Below are 16,459 nucleotides of genomic sequence, written 5' to 3'. Positions count from 1 at the left end.
TCAGTACCCGGGGTTCTGTGTCAGGTTTGGATTTACGTCGCGTTCCGTTTGCGGGATCGGCAAAAGCAGGTGGTTTTCCGTAACCTGGATCGTCGGGTTTTGCGCTTTAATCGCCGCCACCAGCTTGCCGGTGCGAACAAGGTCATACCAGCGGTGCCCCTCGAAAGCCAGCTCCAGCCTTCTTTCCAGCAAAATTGCATCGCGAAATGCAGCCTGGCTGAGAGATGCCGGAAGCGCCGCCAGTCCGGCGCGTGCGCGGATTTTGTTCACGGCTGCAAATGCTTCGGCATTTCCAGCACCCAGCTCGTTGAGCGCCTCCGCATACATCAGGAGTACGTCGGCATAGCGGATTACCGGGAAATTGTTACTGCCTTCTCCATTTGCAGTGGCCGACGGATCCAGGTATTTGTACACATAGCCTGGAAAATCAACGCTCGCGGGAGCTGCCGGCGTAGTTGTGGCCGAATAAATGCGGATGTTCACGTCCCGGCGCTTGTCAGCAGCGGTGTAGGTTTCGTAAAGGTTTTTGGTAACCGGGTCGTCGCCGAAGCCGGAAATGTTATTGACGCGGTCAAAGTTCGGGCGCATATAACCCTGCATCCAGCTTCCCTCACCGAACCCGCCTCCGAGTGCCTGCACTTCAAATACCGCTTCTTTCCCGTTTTTATTGGCAATCGCGAATGCTTCGGGATAAGTAGCCCACAGATCATAAATGCCTGAGTCGATTACCTCTTTTGCCTTCGCAGCTGCTTTTGTCCAATCCTGACGGGTAAGGTATACTTTTGCCAGAAAGGCCGTCGCTGCTCCCTTGGTCGCGCGTCCGCGGTCCGCACCCGAGTAGGTAGCCGGAAGTACCGCTTCCGCTTCGGTGAAATCCTTGATGATTTGGGCATACACTTCCTCCTTCGGTGTTCTCGCTATTTGCAGGTCAGTCAGCGAAGTGGTTTCCGTCAGTGTCAGCGGCACATCCCCGAAGAATCGCACCAATGTGAAATAGTAAAACGCGCGCATAAACTTGGCTTCCGCGATCAGGCGGTCCTGCAATGCAGCGTCCATTGTAATCGCGGGAATACGCTCGATCGCCGCATTTGCCCGGTTGATAGCTTTGTACTGCGCGGTCCACGTCGACTGAAATGTGCTGGTAGCCGGCGTAAACGTGTATTTGTCTAGATCGTTTTTCGCCTGGTTCGCAGTAGAGCGTCCGCCGCCCCATTCCGCATCGTCCGTGGCCTGGTCCTGAACAATCCACATCACCTGGTTATACAGGTCCGAGGTGTTCAATTGGTCATACACAGAGCTGACTGCAGCGATGGCGTCATCTGAATTTTTATAGAAATTGGTTGGAGTAAATGCTGATTCGGGTACCTGGTCAAGGACGTTGCACGACGATACGACCGACAGTGTTACCAGAAATACTACTATTTTCTTCATGTTGATTCTGCTTTAAAATGCTTTTGAACTTCTTAAAAACCTACATTCAAACCAAAAATCAATGTTTTGGCTGCCGGGTAACTCGCATAATCGAAGCCCTGGCTGCGGCTGTCCTGACCGAAGCGGTTCACCTCCGGATCATAACCCGAGTATTTCGTCCAGGTCAGATAGTTCTGCGCGGAAACGTAGAAACGCACGCCTTGCAAATGCAATGCTTTCGTCGCGGTTGCCGGCAATGTGTAGGCAAGCTGGATATTTTTCAGGCGCAGGTACGAACCGTCTTCAATCTGGCGTGTCGAAATACGGTTGGCAGGGCGCGTGGTTGAAGCTCTCGGAATATCCGTATTGGTATTTTCCGGTGTCCAGCGGTTGAGCATATCGCGGCTTTGGTTGTTGGTTCCGTTCAGGTATTCAAGTTCGAAGCGGTTTGCATTGAGGATCTGATTCCCATAAACACCCTGGAAAAAGACAGTCAGGTCAATGCCTTTGTACGAAAATGTATTGCTGATACCACCGATAAATTTGGGCTGTGCACGACCTATTATGGTACGGTCGTTGTCGTCGATCCGGCCATCAGCGTTCAGGTCCTTGTATTTGCGGTCACCTATTTTGCGGGCGTTCGCATCCACGAGTGCTTTGAGCTCCTCTTCGCGCTGGTAAAGTCCATCGGTTTGGTAACCAAAAAACGATCCAAGCGGCTCCCCTACCCGGATAATGCCCGAATTGACATTCTGCGCAATATTGGCAACCCCACCTGCAAAGATCTGCGGCGCACCACCAATGTCAAGTACTTTGTTGCGGTTCAATGCATAATTGAAATCGGTTTTCCACTTGAATGCACCATCGATATTGTAAGACGTGATACTCAGCTCGATTCCCCTGTTTTCAACCTTTCCAAGATTTTGGATGGCGCTGGAAAAACCGGAAGTGCTCGGAATCGTTACACTCAGGAGCAGGTCGCGGGTGCGTTTGATATAAGCGTCGGCTGTAAAGCTCAGACGGTTCCTGAAAAGGCTGAGGTCGATACCAATGTCCGATTGCGTGGTAGTTTCCCAAGAAAGGTCCGGATTCGCAATCTGGTTAGGCCCTATACCCGTCGATACATTGTTTCCAAATACATAATTCTGTGTTCCCAGCAGCGAATAAGCCGGATAGTTACCAATCCCATCCTGGTTTCCCGTAGAACCGATCGTGGCCCGTACTTTCAATTCACTGATGGACTGAATGTTTTTAATAAAGGGTTCCTCCGAAGCACGCCATGCCAATGCAACCGACGGGAAGAAACCATAACGCTTGTTAGCACCGAAGCGGGAAGAACCGTCCGCACGGAAGGATGCTGTCAAAAGGTATTTTTCATTAAACTCATAATTCACGCGCCCCAGATAAGATTCCAGTCCCCAGGTACCAATGCCCGACGACGGTATCAAAGCGACAGAACCGGACCCAATGTTGCCTGTACCCAAATTGTCATTCACAAAATTCCGCGAAGCCGCAGAACTGTTTTCAGTGCGGTTGGCCTGCTGTGTATAGCCTACCAGCAAAGTCAGGTTATGCAGTTTGTTAAAATTTTTGGTGTAGGTCAAAAGGTTCTCGTTCAGCCAGGTAATCGACTGTCCGTTATTAATTCTACCCACTCCACCCTGCGACAAGCCACTCGAAACGCTTCTGGGCAGGTAGCTATCCTGCTTCTGCATAATACCATCAATACCAAGAACAACTCTCAGGTTCAGCCCCTCGATGATCTGATATTCACCGAAAATATTCCCGAACACACGGTAGGCTGTATTCTTGTTTTTGCTTTCCCGCGCCAGCGCAGCCGGGTTATCAGCTGTAAAATTCAAAGCGGGGTGGTTCATCAGGTAGGATCCGTCCGGATTGTATACAGGCAGGATCGAAGGGAACTGAAGGGCGGCCATCGTGACAAGGCCAGCGCTGCCCAGGTCACCATCAGTGCGTGACTGGTTGGTAACAGTACGGTTGACGGTCAGGCTGTTGCCTACCTTGATCTTGTTTGTCAGCTTTCTGTCCAGGTTTACACGGAAGGAATAACGGTCGAAGTCCGAGTTGGTAACGATACCTTCCTGCTTATAATAGCCCCCGGAAAGTGCGTATTGCGTTTTGTCATCTCCGCCGCTCATGGAAAGCTGATAATTGTACGTTGGTGCGCTGCGGAAGATCTCGTCCTGCCAGTCGGTGCCTTCGCCGAATGCTTCCACCTGCTGAGCAGTATAAACCGGGTTGCGGCCCTCATTGGTATTGGCATCGTTTACAAACTGAGCATATTCCCGCGCATTCAGTACAGGATACTTGCGACGAACTGTTTGCACGCCATAGAAAGCGTCCAGGGTAACTGTTGATCTGCCCGCCTTCCCTCTTTTTGTAGTGATGATCACCACGCCATTTGCTCCTCTTGAACCATAGATGGCGGTAGAAGAAGCATCCTTCAGAATCGTCATCGACTCAATGTCGCTCGGGTTGAGCGTACTTAGCACGTTGAAGTTCGAGCCGCTGTTGGACGCGTCATTTTTAAATGGGATACCATCGATCACATAAAGCGGTTCATTGTCGCCCTGGATCGAGTTTCCTCCGCGTATACGAATTGTCGTTGCACCGCCTGGTGCGCCTGAATTTTGCGTGATCTGCACCCCTGCCGCCCGGCCTTGCAAAGCCTGATCCATCGAAGTCACCGCTACTTTTTTGATCTCATCAACAGGAATGGTCGATACGGAACCTGTGAGATCACTTTTCTTTACCGAACCATAACCGACGACTACCACTTCCTGAAGGGATTGATCTTCCGGCGCCATACTTACATTGATCGCACTCTGAGTGCCCACAGGCACTTCTTTAGTCACATAACCCACGAAACTGAGCACCAGTACCGCATCGTCGCTTTCGACATTCAATTGAAAAACACCTTCCACATTGGTGGTCGTGCCGGTTTGTGTGCCTTTGATCACTACGCTTACCCCAGGGAGCGGCTGATTATTTTCATCCGATATCTTCCCAGACACCTGCCTTTTGACACCTTTTCTCTCAGCCGGCATTTCCATTCCCGGAGCGTCCAGCCTTTTCAGTATTATGATTTTGCCTGAGATTTCGTATTGAAGATCGAGCGGTGTCAAAATTTCATCCAGGACTTCGTAAAGTGGCCTATCACTAGCATTTACAGTTACTCTTCGGGTGGATTTGATAAGTGTTGAGCTGAACACAAATCGGACGTCGACTTGTTTTTCCAGCTGTGTAAGGACTTTCCGGATTTCGCTGCCGTTGGCAGAAACGGTAATTTTTTGAGAAAGAAGAGATTGTCCATGACTGTCGTGCGCATACCCTGCACCCATAAACATGATCGCAAGCATCAGCTGTGTAATTGTTATTCGCATCGTCCAAAGTAATACCCAGCGGTATTTAAAGGGTTTTTTCATAGATTTGATTGTTTTGTAAGATTGAAAATCTGGCAAAATAATCCCTGCCTCCTTCACAGGAGGAAATGGCGACGAACCAATCGGGGATATTTCGGAGCCGGTGATGCTGGAACATTGCCGGCTCTTTTTTTATAGGTAAGCTTTCTGTTTTTTGTTAATTGAGAGGTTTATGCGTGATGAAATTGGTTAATTCTTGCACCCGTTGCTATGGATGATTACCTGCCCGTCGACGATCTCATAACTTGATTCGACAGCCTTGCAGATGATATCCAGCTTGTCGTGAAGTGTGAGTCCCTCAAGAAGGGCTGTGAGCAGGCAGTGTTTTAAAAGCGTGGTATCATAGATAATATCAATACCATAAGCCTTTCCCAGCGTGTTCAAAACGTCACTTGCCGGGGTATCTTCAAAAACAAATTTTGGAGTTTCAGATATAGAGACGACTATTTCGGGCTTTTCAACCAGGGTTTTCACCATTTTAACCTCCTTGCCGGCGTAAATGATCTTCTGGTTCGGCTTCAAAATCGTCCCCTGCAGTGCCTTGTCTTCCAATTTCTTGTACGCATGCGGGTCAGCTTGCGCAAATACGGCCACCTTACCCGTCTTGACTTCAACCGTGACCTCTCCCCTGTCTTCGGATGCTTTTACCCGAAAGCTGGTTCCTAATACCTTTGTTATCAGTCCGTTTGCAAATACCAGGAAGGGCTGGTCAGGATTTTTCCTGATGTCAAAAAACGCTTCTCCGGTAAGATGAATTTCCCTTCTTTCCTTTTGGAAGGGCTCGCTGTACCGCACACTACCTTTCGGGGCCAGGCTAATATGGCTGCCATCACGCAGGGTAAGCTCCATGGTACGGGTGGTCGTATTGGTTTTCTCAACAATTGAATAATGTGCCGCTGGTGCAGTGAGTTGTTCTTCGACTTGTGATTTTTCCTTTCTGTTGACCAATACAGAGTAAGCCGTCCAGCCCAGCAATGTTACCAGAATAATTGAAGCCGCAAACCGCATCCAGGTGCTGAAAGGCGCTGATACATTTCGGTGGGTCAGTTTTTGGATTTTCGTATTGGTGCCGTCATATAAGCCGACAGTTCTTTTTACAATCTTATTGATCTCTTCATCACTGATTTCAGGCTCTTCGATCTGCATGGAAAGCAGGATAGCCCGGGCCCGCTCCACTTTTTCCGTCATTTCGGAATGGGCGTCGAGCCAGGTATTCCAAAATGTAATACTGTCATGATCAGGTGACAAAATCCATTGACGAAAGTAATCGTCCCAGACAAAGTCATCAATAGAAAAGTTGGAGTAGCGGTCCATGCCAGTTGATTGTGTCTATATGATTATAGACGAAAATCCCGGCGGGATACCAATAAATTTTAAATTATTTCTAAAAAAAAGGAAAATAAATACTGGATCGCGTAATGATCAGCGTGTTAGGAGCAAGTGCAGAAGAACAACTATTAAATAGGCTACTTTCTGGCAGTGTTTCAGCTGTCGGATAGCAATTTGAAGAAGATTGGAAACCGTTTGAGGGGATATCCCCATTACTTTAGCGATCTGCTCGCGGCTTAATTCCTGGAAAAATTTCAGGTAAACCACTTCTTTCTGACGCTGCGGTAGTTTGCTGATGAGGTCCCGTATCTGCCGGGCCCTGGCAATCGTCATTTCATCGGCAATAAATTGTTCTTCCACCGAGAATTCAACGTAGAAATCATACTCCACTTCCTGCAAAAGCTCTCCGTCAAAACTGCGGGCAGCGAGCTGCCTGCGCATCAGTCTTCGGAGCGAGGCCATCAGATAGGGCTTCACTGCCGCATCGGGATTCAGATTGCCCCTTTTCTCCCACAAAGTCATGAAAAGGTCCTGGATGCTATCCTTTACGAATTCTTGGTCTTTGGAGAATTTGCATCCATATCTGAAAAGCAGGCGAAAATTACCTGACATCAGCGTTTCAAATGCTTGCACGTCACCGTCCAAGAAATCCTGCCAAAGCAAAAGGTCTTCGGGATTAGTGGACGCTGATTTCATAATTGAGTGAAAAAGATTACTAAATAAGTAAATCTTGATCGCAAACCCAATTTATGCTAAGAGAAAAGTTTTATTCAATCCGTGTATCATCCAATTACGAAATTCCAACCCAACAACCCTGTTTTATCATGGTGCTGTGGTCAGCAAACGCACCGGCCCCAGAAGACCGGATGGGGTCAACTGCCAGCTATCCAGTACGGTCACATTGGTTTTAGTCAACCGCTTTTCAACAGGCTTTGTCCTGTCCCCGATCAATCTGTTGCGCCAGGTATTGATGACTTCTACCTGCAGTTCATTGTCTTTCTCGCGTAAAATCCCGCTCACATCAACTCTGAGTGGTGGTGCCCACAGTATCCCGAGATCCTTTCCATTCAAAACCACTTTTGCGATCCCAATGTCCTTCACCTCTCCCAAATCCAAAAAAGCTGATTTGCTTGTCCTCAAAGTCTGGCTTGCATCAAATTTTTTTGAATAAATAGCTTTACCCGAGTAAAATTTGATCCCCGCTTCGTTGCGATCGGTCCAGCTGGTAAGCTCGGTGAAAACCGCCTTAGCCGGACCACCCCAGCTGGTATCAAAAGCCACATCCCAGGCGCCGTGCAGTGTTGTTACAGGTTGGTATTCCTGAAAATTAGTTTTAGCAACGCCATTGTCAGCTTTTTCGATATCCTTTTGAAAAACAACAAATACCGAACCATACGGATCGAATTGGAGCGGCACATAGGTAATGCCGTCTTTTTGGGTAAATGCGGTAGCTGGTCTCGTTTCTCCTGTCACTGCATTCCATAGTTCCGGTTGCTTGCCCGCAATGCGGAATGCAGCGGTCATTTTCGAAGCCGCACGGTTCTGGCTGCTGATAAAATAAAGGTCCGTATCCGGCGTACTGCGGTGAATGTAGTCATAGCGACTGCCCGATTCTTTTTCCACGATTTCCATATCAAAAGCCACACCTGCCGAACGCAGGTATGCAGCCGCATTTTGCCCCCAAACCACCAGACCTTTTCCAACATGGCGGGACCCGCTCGGCTGGCTTTCATTACCCCAGAGGGAGTCAGCGATTTTCCTCAGACTTTGCTCAGAAGCAGGGTACTTCACCAGACTTGCAGTAGTAACAGGTTTGTTGCCAATGACCACCGCACCTGCTTTTACCAATGATTCAACCTTTGTCAGAGCTGCCAGCGATAATGTTTTATGGTCCGGCAAAGCCAGGACACGATAAGAAACGCCGTGGGGCAAAAAAAGCTTACCTTCCCTTACTTCAAGCGCCAGAAGCCTGTCTTCATTGATCAGATCATAGTCGAATCCCGGCAATGCCCCGGCCGGATCATCCTCTTTTAATCTTCCTATATTCGGTGAATGGTCGCCATAATAGTAGAGTACGTCGGCAACGGAAGTCCCCTGCTGCAGCATGTACTGGCAGCGGGTTAGATATTTGATAAACTCAGTTGAATGGTTCCACCAGGTCACATTGGGGTTAAAATGCGTTCCTGCAAAGTATTCCTGCCCCGGAAGTCCCATTGTTTTGGGCGAGGAAGTGAAAGTGTGCAGGTAAACGAGGTTAAGGCCGGCGCAAAACTCGTGATCTGCACTTGGTTTCATATCCGACCACATGACATCGTTCCAGTGGGGACCAATAGTGGTGAATGATTCAGCTCCAACGATTTTTTTATTGAATATCTTCGCAGCGCTTCCCGCTTGTTTGACAAAAAAGCGATCGACCGGTCGGGCGCGGTGCGGCGAAGGCGACCAGAATTCGCTCATCATAATTTCGCTGTGCCCATAATTTTTCAGTCCGTCGAATGGCCCGGCATGCGGTCCTGCCGATTCCGGTTGCAGCCCGATCCCGTGCGCACTGGCGCGTTTTGCAAACGTGCCATAGTGTTTTTCGGAAATCAGATCGCCGAGTGTTTTGCGCAGGTCCGATAGAAAACGGTTGCTCACCTCGCGGCTTTCGATGATTTTGCCAGCCAGCACAGGTAAATAGGGAACAGGGTCATAACCACGGTATCTGATAAATTCTTTCTCAAAACCTTCGGTCCAGTTCAAACCGCCCGCTTCAAAACTGTCGGTCTGCAGGTACCGCAGCGTTTTGCCTGCCATCGGGCCAATCGCTTTTAGCAAAGGCTCCACATGCGTATCCCAATAGCGGTTGAAATTCTTCTCGCTCAGATAATCGATCACGTGCCCCTGCCATTTTCCGCTTGATGTTGAAACTTCCGCATCCGTGGGCGTGAATCCCATACGGAGGATCGTCCAGTCGCCCGCAGGTGCTTTCCAGTTAAGTTTGCCGTTGTTAAAATGTTTGGTAATGTTAAGTACCTGCTTCAACCGGGCATCTTCCTCACCCGGGGTGCCGGGAATATCGGTAAGTAAGCGCCGCGTTTCCGGCGCAGATCCACCGACCTCGCGGGTAGCTGCTTTATTGGCAAAATCACCGATCGGAGCCCGGTTTGTAAAGGCTTTGGAAGGAATAGCGAGTATCACAATGTCGCGGTAATAATCATAGCGCACTTTGGGCATCGGTAATTCAACATTTACCGTCGCACCACCTTTTACTCTCGTTTCTGAAAACACCACCTGTTTTGCAGTTTCGGCTGGCGTAACATCTGGCCCGCCCAGGTTCCAGCCGCTCTGGATACTCATCGACATGATCAGTCCCAGCCGGTCTGCTTCCTTGATGGCGTGCACATAAAGCGCTTGCCAGGCCGCCGACCCAAAGAGAGGTCCTTCCGGAACCTGACCATTCCCACGCTGCTCAGCCCCACCCGCATCAAAAATACAGGCGCCGCTGAAACCTTTTGCCTTCATTTCTTCCAGGTCCCGCGTGATGGTTTCCTTATCAATATTTCCATTCAGCCACCACCACCAGCAACGGATGCCATAGTTCGAAGTCGGGTTTTGAAACGCCGGGGCTTCGATGATAGCGGTACTTTTTTGAGAAAACGCAGATGCGCATGATAGCACCAACAATGCGGCGATCAGGCAACATAAACTTGATTTGCTAAACATTTAAAATTTGGTGGGACAATCCACAAAGATCTTCATCTTGCTGCTCTTAAAACCTACTTTAAAATCAGCCGCGTAGTTCCGGCCTCACTTAGTGACACTACCAAACTTGTTCAAGATCTTTCGATGAATATTTGTGATTTCTTTCAACGAATACAGAACCTTTAACGCCGCGTTTAAGTGACAGCGGGTTTTTCCTCCCGAGTTTTGCGATAGCCGCAACGGGAAACAGGATTACGAAGAACACAAGTGACAGCAAAATCCGTCCGTTGATGAAACCTAAAACCTCTGCGATTTTGTACCATCCTTTGACGATCAGGTTGCCCGCGGCTGGGATTGCAATGCTTAACACGCCGACAATCGCTGCCGCTATCAGAAAATATTGTGATTTGAAAATAAAGTATAGAACGACCAGTCCGGTAACAATAACCAATTGTGCTTTGGCCTTATCAGATTCACTCATTAGAATATTTGAAAGATTGTAACATGCAGTGATTTGAATCTCAATAAAAATTCAAAATCACTGCAAAAGCTAAATTTGTTTGACTTGTCAGATCAGAATAAGGTGTAAATAAATGGAGCAACTGCTGAGCCTCCTCCGATTACGATCAGTACACCAATCAGAAGCAGCACAATGATCACAGGAGCTAACCACCATTTTTTCCGTTCCTTCATAAAGGCAAATAAGTCGGTCAAGAAATCCATTTTGTTCGTTGTTTTATATGCATGAAATGATTCCAGAAAAGCTAACCATTAGGTATTCGCTTATATTTAAGGACTTGACTGTTAATCAAGTACAAATTCTTCTTTCCAATTGTCCTTTTCCAGCCATTCGGGTTGCTGCTTTTTATCAAAAATAAAATTGCCGACAACAAGATAGTCCATCTCCGTACGCATGAAGCACCGGTAGGCATCGTTTGGCGTGCAGACGATCGGCTCACCGCGAACGTTGAAGCTTGTATTGACGATAACCGCATAACCGGTAAGCGCCTTAAAGGCATCAATCAGCTCGTAGTAACGCGGATTGGTTTCCTTGTGGACAGTCTGGATGCGAGCCGAATAGTCAATATGCGTAATGGAAGGTAGGTCAGACCGTTCAAAATAGAGCTTTTCACGGAGGTCCATGGCGCCATAATTGGCTGGTACCGGTTTCCGTCTTTCTTCTGCAACAGGATGTACCAACAGCATATAAGGCGAAATTCCTTCATAATCGAAAAATTTTGCACAGTCCTCTGCCAGCACGGAGGGTGCAAACGGACGGAAAGACTCACGGTATTTGATTTTCAGGTTGAGTTTCTTTTGCATTTCGGCGTTTCTGGGATCACCGAGGATGCTCCGCCCACCTAATGCGCGCGGCCCGAATTCCATACGCCCCTGGATCCATCCAACTACATTCCCTTCCGAAAGTAACTGCGCCGCTTCCTGAGACACTTCCTTAAAATTTTCGTAATACCTGTAAACCGCTTTGTATTTTTTTGCCGTAAGCGCTACATCCAGATCTGAAAAAGTAGGCCCCAGATAGGAGCCTCTCATGGCATCGGCCTTCCAGGTTACCTTTCTTTCCTGTCCAAAGAAAATGTGATAAGCAGCCTGAGCGGCTCCAAGCGCCCCACCCGCATCACCGGCGGCAGGCTGGATAAAAATGTCTTTGAATATATTTTCCTTCTGCAGCTTTCCGTTGGACACGCAGTTGAGGGCAACACCGCCGGCCATGCAAAGGTAATCCGCTCCCGTAAGGCGTTTTGCTTCCTTTGCCATACGAATTACTGCTTCCTCGGTGATGTTTTGGATTGCAAGGCCCAGGTTACAATGTACAGGTTCAAGCGCATCCTCAGGTTTTCTGGTTTTGAAACCGAATAATGCCTCCCATTTGTCCTCATTGACCATTTTCAGGCCCGTTGCATAATCGAAATAATCCTGATTAAGCCAAACGGAACCGTCTTCATTCAATTCAATCAGGTTTTTGAGAATAAGATCTTCGTATTTTTTAATATCGGGAGAAGCAGGGTTACCGTAAGGGGCAAGACCCATTAACTTATACTCTCCGGAATTGACGCGAAAACCAAGGAAATAGGTAAATGCAGAATACAGAAGTCCCAGTGAATGCGGGAATCTCAGTTCTTTCAAGATGCTGATATCCTTCCCCTCTCCCAAACAAATGGAAGCCGTTGCCCACTCCCCGACCCCATCAATGGTAAGAATAGCAGACTTTTCAAACGGCGATGGATAATATGCGCTTGCGGCGTGGGAGAGGTGATGCTCGGGGAACAGGAGCTTCACTTTCTTCTTCTTATCGTAACCCAGTTTAACCAATTCTTCATTGATCAGACGCTTTAAGAACATCTTTTCCTTGATCCAGACGGGCATTGCAGTCAGGAACGATCTCAACCCTTTCGGTGCAAATGCGTAATAGGTTTCGAGCAGTCTTTCGAACTTGAGCAGCGGCTTGTCGTAAAAGACAATCGCGTCCAATTCGTTCAGGGTAAGTCCGCCGTATTCGAGGCAAAATGCAACCGCATTCGAGGGAAAGCCGGGGTCGTGTTTTTTTCTTGTAAAGCGCTCTTCCTGAGCGGCTGCAACAATTTCACCATTATCAATAAGAGCTGCTGCTGAATCGTGATAAAAGGCTGAGATACCTAGAATTTTCATTTAAAATAATGTCATGCTCGGAGAGATCCATATCCCTTTGTGGGACGGTCATTCTTGAAAAAAGCTAAGCAATTGAGTAGTATCTGCTCTTCAAATACGATTCGAAATCACCTGCTGCATAGCTGTACAAACTTCTATCAAAATTGCCAAAGATTTTCTTATATCTGTTATAGTTACAATAAAATAATTTCAGCTGTACCCATCCGATATTGCTCTGGCTTACCTGTCAGCCCGAACAAAATCGCCGCAGAACCACGCGGAGACTCGCCGGCTAGTATACTAAAATGATTTAAATTGTCTAATTTGGCTGCCTCAACATAAAGTAATACTACTTTTTTCCTCTATTGACTTATCTCCTGAATTTAGTATGGCTACTAAAATATCCAGGTTTGCGTTCATCGCTTTTGCGTTGGCTTTGATCTGCACTACACTTGGCCTCTCCTTCCTCATTTATCTTTTCGAATATGCATACGGAAATGCCGACGGGATTTGGCGGGACAGAAATATAATCCAGGCAACCTATAAGCTACTGCTGGCTGAAGCACTCGTTATCCTCATCGTCGCCGGGCTATTTTATACCCGTAAAACGGTCAGTTATATTCTGTTTTTAACGCTTTTTACGCTCCTGCTCATTTTTGGACTGGAAAAAGCCAGTCTTTTAATTGTAAACCTTCAGAGCAAGCAAGCCGTTAAGACCAATATCATTTCAGTAGAAAGGCAAGATCATGAATTATCGGTTGAGCCGGATTCGATTTTAGGCGTCAAAGCCCGCCGTAACGCCAGTATCCTATGGTTACCACGCAATAAGAATACCCGGTTTGACTCTGTAAAAATCAATATAGACAGTCTTTCCCGCCGAATCACTCCGGCATCCTCCGACACTTTCCCCGACAAATATGCTTTGTTCCTGGGCTGCTCGTATACTTTCGGTGACGGCGTTTCGGATGATCAAACTATGCCTTATTATTTTCAGCAAAATTCACCTGCATTCAAAGCATATAACCTGGGTTACCTGGCCTATTCCCCTCTTCATGCATTAGCCCGCCTTCAGCACGAATCGCTGGAGCGTCAGGTCACGGAGCAGGATGGTGTCGCTATTTTTACGCTTATCAATGACCATATCGACCGGGTTATACCTGCTACGCGCTGGATCGCATTGACAAAAGGAAAACTCCCTTATTTAAATACGGAAACGATGCAGACAGAAGGTTTGTTTGCAGACCGGCGGCGTGTCTACACGGATATGATACTTGGATCTGAAACGAGCGGAATCAAGCAGCTATTCAAGTTGGGGTACCCCAAATACCATACTGAAAAACACTATCAGCTGGTGATAGATATCCTCAAAAAAACCGAAGAAGAATATATCAAACGCTTTAAAAAAAACCGTTTTTACGTCGTGATTTTCCCCGGCAACCCGTTACCAGTTGAGATGAAAAAGCTACTACAGGATAGTAAAATCAAATATTTCGACTATTCCGGGCTGACGAGTACGGATGACAAAATGCTGCCATTCGACAATGCACACCCTGCTCCCGTTTTGTATAAAATGGTTGCCAAAAAGTTATCTGAGGACCTGGCGTTGATTGGGGGCATTAACAATTAGGTGACAAACGATCCAACTGTTAGCCGGGCGGATTACGGTGCAATGGCTGAGATCATTCGTAATGGCTTAATAATAGTTTAAGTCAGTCCATCCGTAGACAGAAACACTCAGTCATTCCAAGAATGTTTTACTTTTAAACGCTGCAATTCTTCCTCCGGGATCGCGACGAGGCCAAGTAGAAAATTGCATTCAGCATACTTGTCCGTATCGCCGAGTACCCGGGCCAGTTCGCTACGGATCACCAAGGCTTCGGCCCTTTCTGTCTCTGTGATTTCACTTTCCAGCTTTATCAGTTCATTATCCAGCACTTTGGCCGCGGCTACATAATCCTCTTTGAAGTCGCGTAACCGCAATGCAAGTGCGATTGCCTTTTGCATGGCTGACAGACTTTCCCGGCTGGCCTCCTCGTAGTCAGACTGGTCTTTTTCACCGATCTGAATGAAAATGACCGGGTTACCTGATACATCGGTAAGCGTAAAGCGGGTTTGTCCGGGCCTTATCCTTGAAATTCGCGGGATGCCCGTTAATGGAACCTTTCCCAACTGCATTTTCAGAGAAGCACAGAAATCGCTATGGACTTTCTGAATGTCCTGCACCATAATCAGACAACCTACCAGACTAAATTCCACGCCCTTTACTCGGATAAAATGCAATTGATGACCACCCTGCTCGACCACGCCATATTGATAAGGCCTGTCATGGCGATAAGTAGTGGTGAAGCCGATGTTTTCCCAGAAAGAAAGCGTTTCGCTAATTGCACGGCAGGGGAGCACGGGTGTGGTAATCCAATTTTTTGTTTGCATAAAAACGAGCTTTTATTTGAAATGGCAAACCTAACTGAATGCTATTTAAAATGCCCTTCATATACTTTTTTGACGATAAAGGCGTAAGCCAATAAGCCGGCTCATAATCCCTTAATTTGCGTATGCAAGATTTCATTTACGAAAACCGCGTTTATTACAGCCCGATAGAATTCGCCATGTCCTATCTCGGAGGTACCTGGAAAATTCCAATAATTTTAAGCCTCCGTGACGGAGCACTTCGGTATGGAGATTTGAAGAAAGCAGTTCCACACATTACCGATAAAATGCTCAATACAAAAATCCGGGAGCTGGAAAGAAAGAAAATGGTCCTGCGCATAATTTATCGTGAGAAACCGCCGCGCGTTGAATATTTATTAACCGACAGAGGTCGCCAGGCGCTCCCAGCTATTGCCTTACTGATGACTTATGGACAGGCATTGATGCAGGAAGAAAGTGAACATATCCGGCCCTTAGGCAGTGAATAGCGGCTCAACCAAGCGGACATCACCGCATTTTTTGCAAATAGTTTGAATTTGGTAAATTTACCGGATGCAAAAATCAGAGAGTCTCGAAGAATTTTACCGTTTCCATTTTCAGGAAGTTCCTTCGACCCTGAAAGTCGATATCGGACAGGCCAACGTTTTCCGTCTGGAAGACTGGATGGCGCCAAATTGCGGGGAAAAGCCTTATAGCCGCCGGGATTTTTATAAAATAACCCTGATACGAGGCCATAATGTATACCATTATGCTGACAAAAGCATTGAGATCAAAGGGCCGACACTCGTTTTCTTCAACCCACAGGTCCCTTACACGTGGGAGCCTCTTTCCGACGAGACAAACGGCTTTTTCTGCATTTTCCGTGAAGCATTTTTTCAGGGAAGGTTCGACAACGGACTGAGCGATCTGCCTGTCTTCAAGCCTGGCGCCAAGCCTTCTTACCCGCTTAATCCGCAGCAAGACAAAGAAGTGACCGGCATATTTGAGAAAATGCTGAATGAGATCAATTCCGATTATTCGCTCAAATATGACCTTGTGCGAAATTACGTTTTCGAGCTGATTCATTATGCCTTGAAAATGAGTCCAACCGAAACGCTTCACAATCAAACGAATGCGCGTTCGCGTTTAACGGGGATTTTTATCGAGTTACTGGAACGGCAGTTTCCTATTGAAACACCCTCGCGCAGGTTCAGCCTGCGCTCCGCGAGCGACTTTGCGTCGCAGCTCTCCGTGCATGTCAACCACCTTAACCGTTGCGTGCGTGATACCACCGGTAAAACAACCACCGACCACATCGCCGACCGCCTCGCCAGCGAAGCCAAAGCATTGCTAATGCATTCAGACTGGAACATCGCCGAGATCGGTTACAGCCTTGGCTTTGACGAGCCGGCCCACTTTACTTACTTTTTTAAAAAACGAACCGGTATGGCGCCCTCTGCTTTCAGAATTGTTTGAATTTAATAAGTAACGAATTGATTTCCGTAAACAACTCCCTTGTCCGCCGTCCTAATTTTGTATTC

Annotated in this window: 12 protein-coding genes; 3 read left to right on the top strand and 9 right to left on the bottom strand. The window is 47.5% G+C overall.

From position 1 onward, the window contains the following. The 8 genes from FXO21_RS22440 to FXO21_RS22410 all read right to left on the bottom strand — a co-directional run bounded on the left by FXO21_RS22440 (position 1) and on the right by FXO21_RS22410 (position 12,533). On the bottom strand, positions 1–1,431 hold the full coding sequence (locus FXO21_RS22440; RefSeq protein ID WP_149642178.1) for a RagB/SusD family nutrient uptake outer membrane protein: 1,431 nt from the start codon (positions 1,429–1,431) through the stop codon (positions 1–3). Between the two features lie 32 nt (positions 1,432–1,463). Further along, on the bottom strand, positions 1,464–4,856 hold the full coding sequence (locus FXO21_RS22435) for a TonB-dependent receptor (protein WP_225865804.1): 3,393 nt from the start codon (positions 4,854–4,856) through the stop codon (positions 1,464–1,466). A gap of 186 nt (positions 4,857–5,042) precedes the next feature. Then, positions 5,043–6,167, bottom strand: a complete 1,125-nt coding sequence (locus FXO21_RS22430; protein WP_149642177.1) for a FecR family protein — start codon at positions 6,165–6,167, stop codon at positions 5,043–5,045. A 108-nt stretch (positions 6,168–6,275) separates the two neighbouring features. Next, the gene (locus tag FXO21_RS22425; protein WP_149642176.1) at positions 6,276–6,878 is read right to left on the bottom strand and encodes an RNA polymerase sigma factor; all 603 of its coding nucleotides are present in this window, start codon (positions 6,876–6,878) and stop codon (positions 6,276–6,278) included. 126 nt (positions 6,879–7,004) lie between these two features. After that, positions 7,005–9,887 (bottom strand): glycosyl hydrolase, encoded by a 2,883-nt coding sequence (locus tag FXO21_RS22420; protein WP_149642175.1) that lies wholly within the window; start codon positions 9,885–9,887, stop codon positions 7,005–7,007. A 97-nt stretch (positions 9,888–9,984) separates the two neighbouring features. Continuing rightward, the gene (locus FXO21_RS22415; protein WP_149642174.1) at positions 9,985–10,347 is read right to left on the bottom strand and encodes an SxtJ family membrane protein; all 363 of its coding nucleotides are present in this window, start codon (positions 10,345–10,347) and stop codon (positions 9,985–9,987) included. Positions 10,348–10,439: 92 nt separating this feature from the next. After that, positions 10,440–10,589, bottom strand: coding sequence for a DUF5989 family protein (locus tag FXO21_RS28850; RefSeq protein WP_015812275.1), 150 nt, complete (start codon positions 10,587–10,589; stop codon positions 10,440–10,442). An 81-nt stretch (positions 10,590–10,670) separates the two neighbouring features. Next, the gene (locus FXO21_RS22410) at positions 10,671–12,533 is read right to left on the bottom strand and encodes a carbamoyltransferase family protein (RefSeq protein ID WP_149642173.1); all 1,863 of its coding nucleotides are present in this window, start codon (positions 12,531–12,533) and stop codon (positions 10,671–10,673) included. A gap of 367 nt (positions 12,534–12,900) precedes the next feature. On the opposite strand from FXO21_RS22410, the gene FXO21_RS22405 reads away from it, so the two are divergent. Beyond that, positions 12,901–14,139, top strand: a complete 1,239-nt coding sequence (locus tag FXO21_RS22405; RefSeq protein ID WP_149642172.1) for a hypothetical protein — start codon at positions 12,901–12,903, stop codon at positions 14,137–14,139. A 107-nt stretch (positions 14,140–14,246) separates the two neighbouring features. On the opposite strand, the gene FXO21_RS22400 is transcribed toward FXO21_RS22405, so the two are convergent. Then, the gene (locus tag FXO21_RS22400) at positions 14,247–14,942 is read right to left on the bottom strand and encodes a VOC family protein (protein WP_149642171.1); all 696 of its coding nucleotides are present in this window, start codon (positions 14,940–14,942) and stop codon (positions 14,247–14,249) included. Positions 14,943–15,064: 122 nt separating this feature from the next. On the opposite strand from FXO21_RS22400, the gene FXO21_RS22395 reads away from it, so the two are divergent. Together FXO21_RS22395 and FXO21_RS22390 are read left to right on the top strand one after the other, a co-directional pair. Continuing rightward, positions 15,065–15,427 carry a winged helix-turn-helix transcriptional regulator gene (locus FXO21_RS22395; RefSeq protein WP_149642170.1) on the top strand — a complete coding sequence of 121 codons (363 nt, stop codon included), beginning with the start codon at positions 15,065–15,067 and terminating at the stop codon, positions 15,425–15,427. 64 nt (positions 15,428–15,491) lie between these two features. Next, the gene (locus FXO21_RS22390) at positions 15,492–16,394 is read left to right on the top strand and encodes a helix-turn-helix domain-containing protein (RefSeq protein ID WP_149642169.1); all 903 of its coding nucleotides are present in this window, start codon (positions 15,492–15,494) and stop codon (positions 16,392–16,394) included. Positions 16,395–16,459 lie beyond the last annotated feature (65 nt).

Source organism: Dyadobacter sp. UC 10, assembly GCF_008369915.1.
Lineage (GTDB): Bacteria > Bacteroidota > Bacteroidia > Cytophagales > Spirosomataceae > Dyadobacter.
This window is presented reverse-complemented; position numbering and strand designations above follow the sequence as displayed.

Excerpts from the sequence above, each read along its gene's own strand:
- FXO21_RS22415 (WP_149642174.1), bottom strand. The coding sequence starts at position 10,347 with ATGAGTGAATCTGATAAGGCCAAAGCACAATTGGTTATTGTTACCGGA.
- FXO21_RS22400 (WP_149642171.1), bottom strand. The coding sequence starts at position 14,942 with ATGCAAACAAAAAATTGGATTACCACACCCGTGCTCCCCTGCCGTGCA.
- FXO21_RS22430 (WP_149642177.1), bottom strand. The coding sequence starts at position 6,167 with ATGGACCGCTACTCCAACTTTTCTATTGATGACTTTGTCTGGGACGAT.
- FXO21_RS22405 (WP_149642172.1), top strand. The coding sequence starts at position 12,901 with ATGGCTACTAAAATATCCAGGTTTGCGTTCATCGCTTTTGCGTTGGCT.
- FXO21_RS22390 (WP_149642169.1), top strand. The coding sequence starts at position 15,492 with ATGCAAAAATCAGAGAGTCTCGAAGAATTTTACCGTTTCCATTTTCAG.
- FXO21_RS22440 (WP_149642178.1), bottom strand. The coding sequence starts at position 1,431 with ATGAAGAAAATAGTAGTATTTCTGGTAACACTGTCGGTCGTATCGTCG.
- FXO21_RS22395 (WP_149642170.1), top strand. The coding sequence starts at position 15,065 with ATGCAAGATTTCATTTACGAAAACCGCGTTTATTACAGCCCGATAGAA.
- FXO21_RS22410 (WP_149642173.1), bottom strand. The coding sequence starts at position 12,533 with ATGAAAATTCTAGGTATCTCAGCCTTTTATCACGATTCAGCAGCAGCT.
- FXO21_RS22420 (WP_149642175.1), bottom strand. The coding sequence starts at position 9,887 with ATGTTTAGCAAATCAAGTTTATGTTGCCTGATCGCCGCATTGTTGGTG.
- FXO21_RS28850 (WP_015812275.1), bottom strand. The coding sequence starts at position 10,589 with ATGGATTTCTTGACCGACTTATTTGCCTTTATGAAGGAACGGAAAAAA.
- FXO21_RS22435 (WP_225865804.1), bottom strand. The coding sequence starts at position 4,856 with ATGAAAAAACCCTTTAAATACCGCTGGGTATTACTTTGGACGATGCGA.
- FXO21_RS22425 (WP_149642176.1), bottom strand. The coding sequence starts at position 6,878 with ATGAAATCAGCGTCCACTAATCCCGAAGACCTTTTGCTTTGGCAGGAT.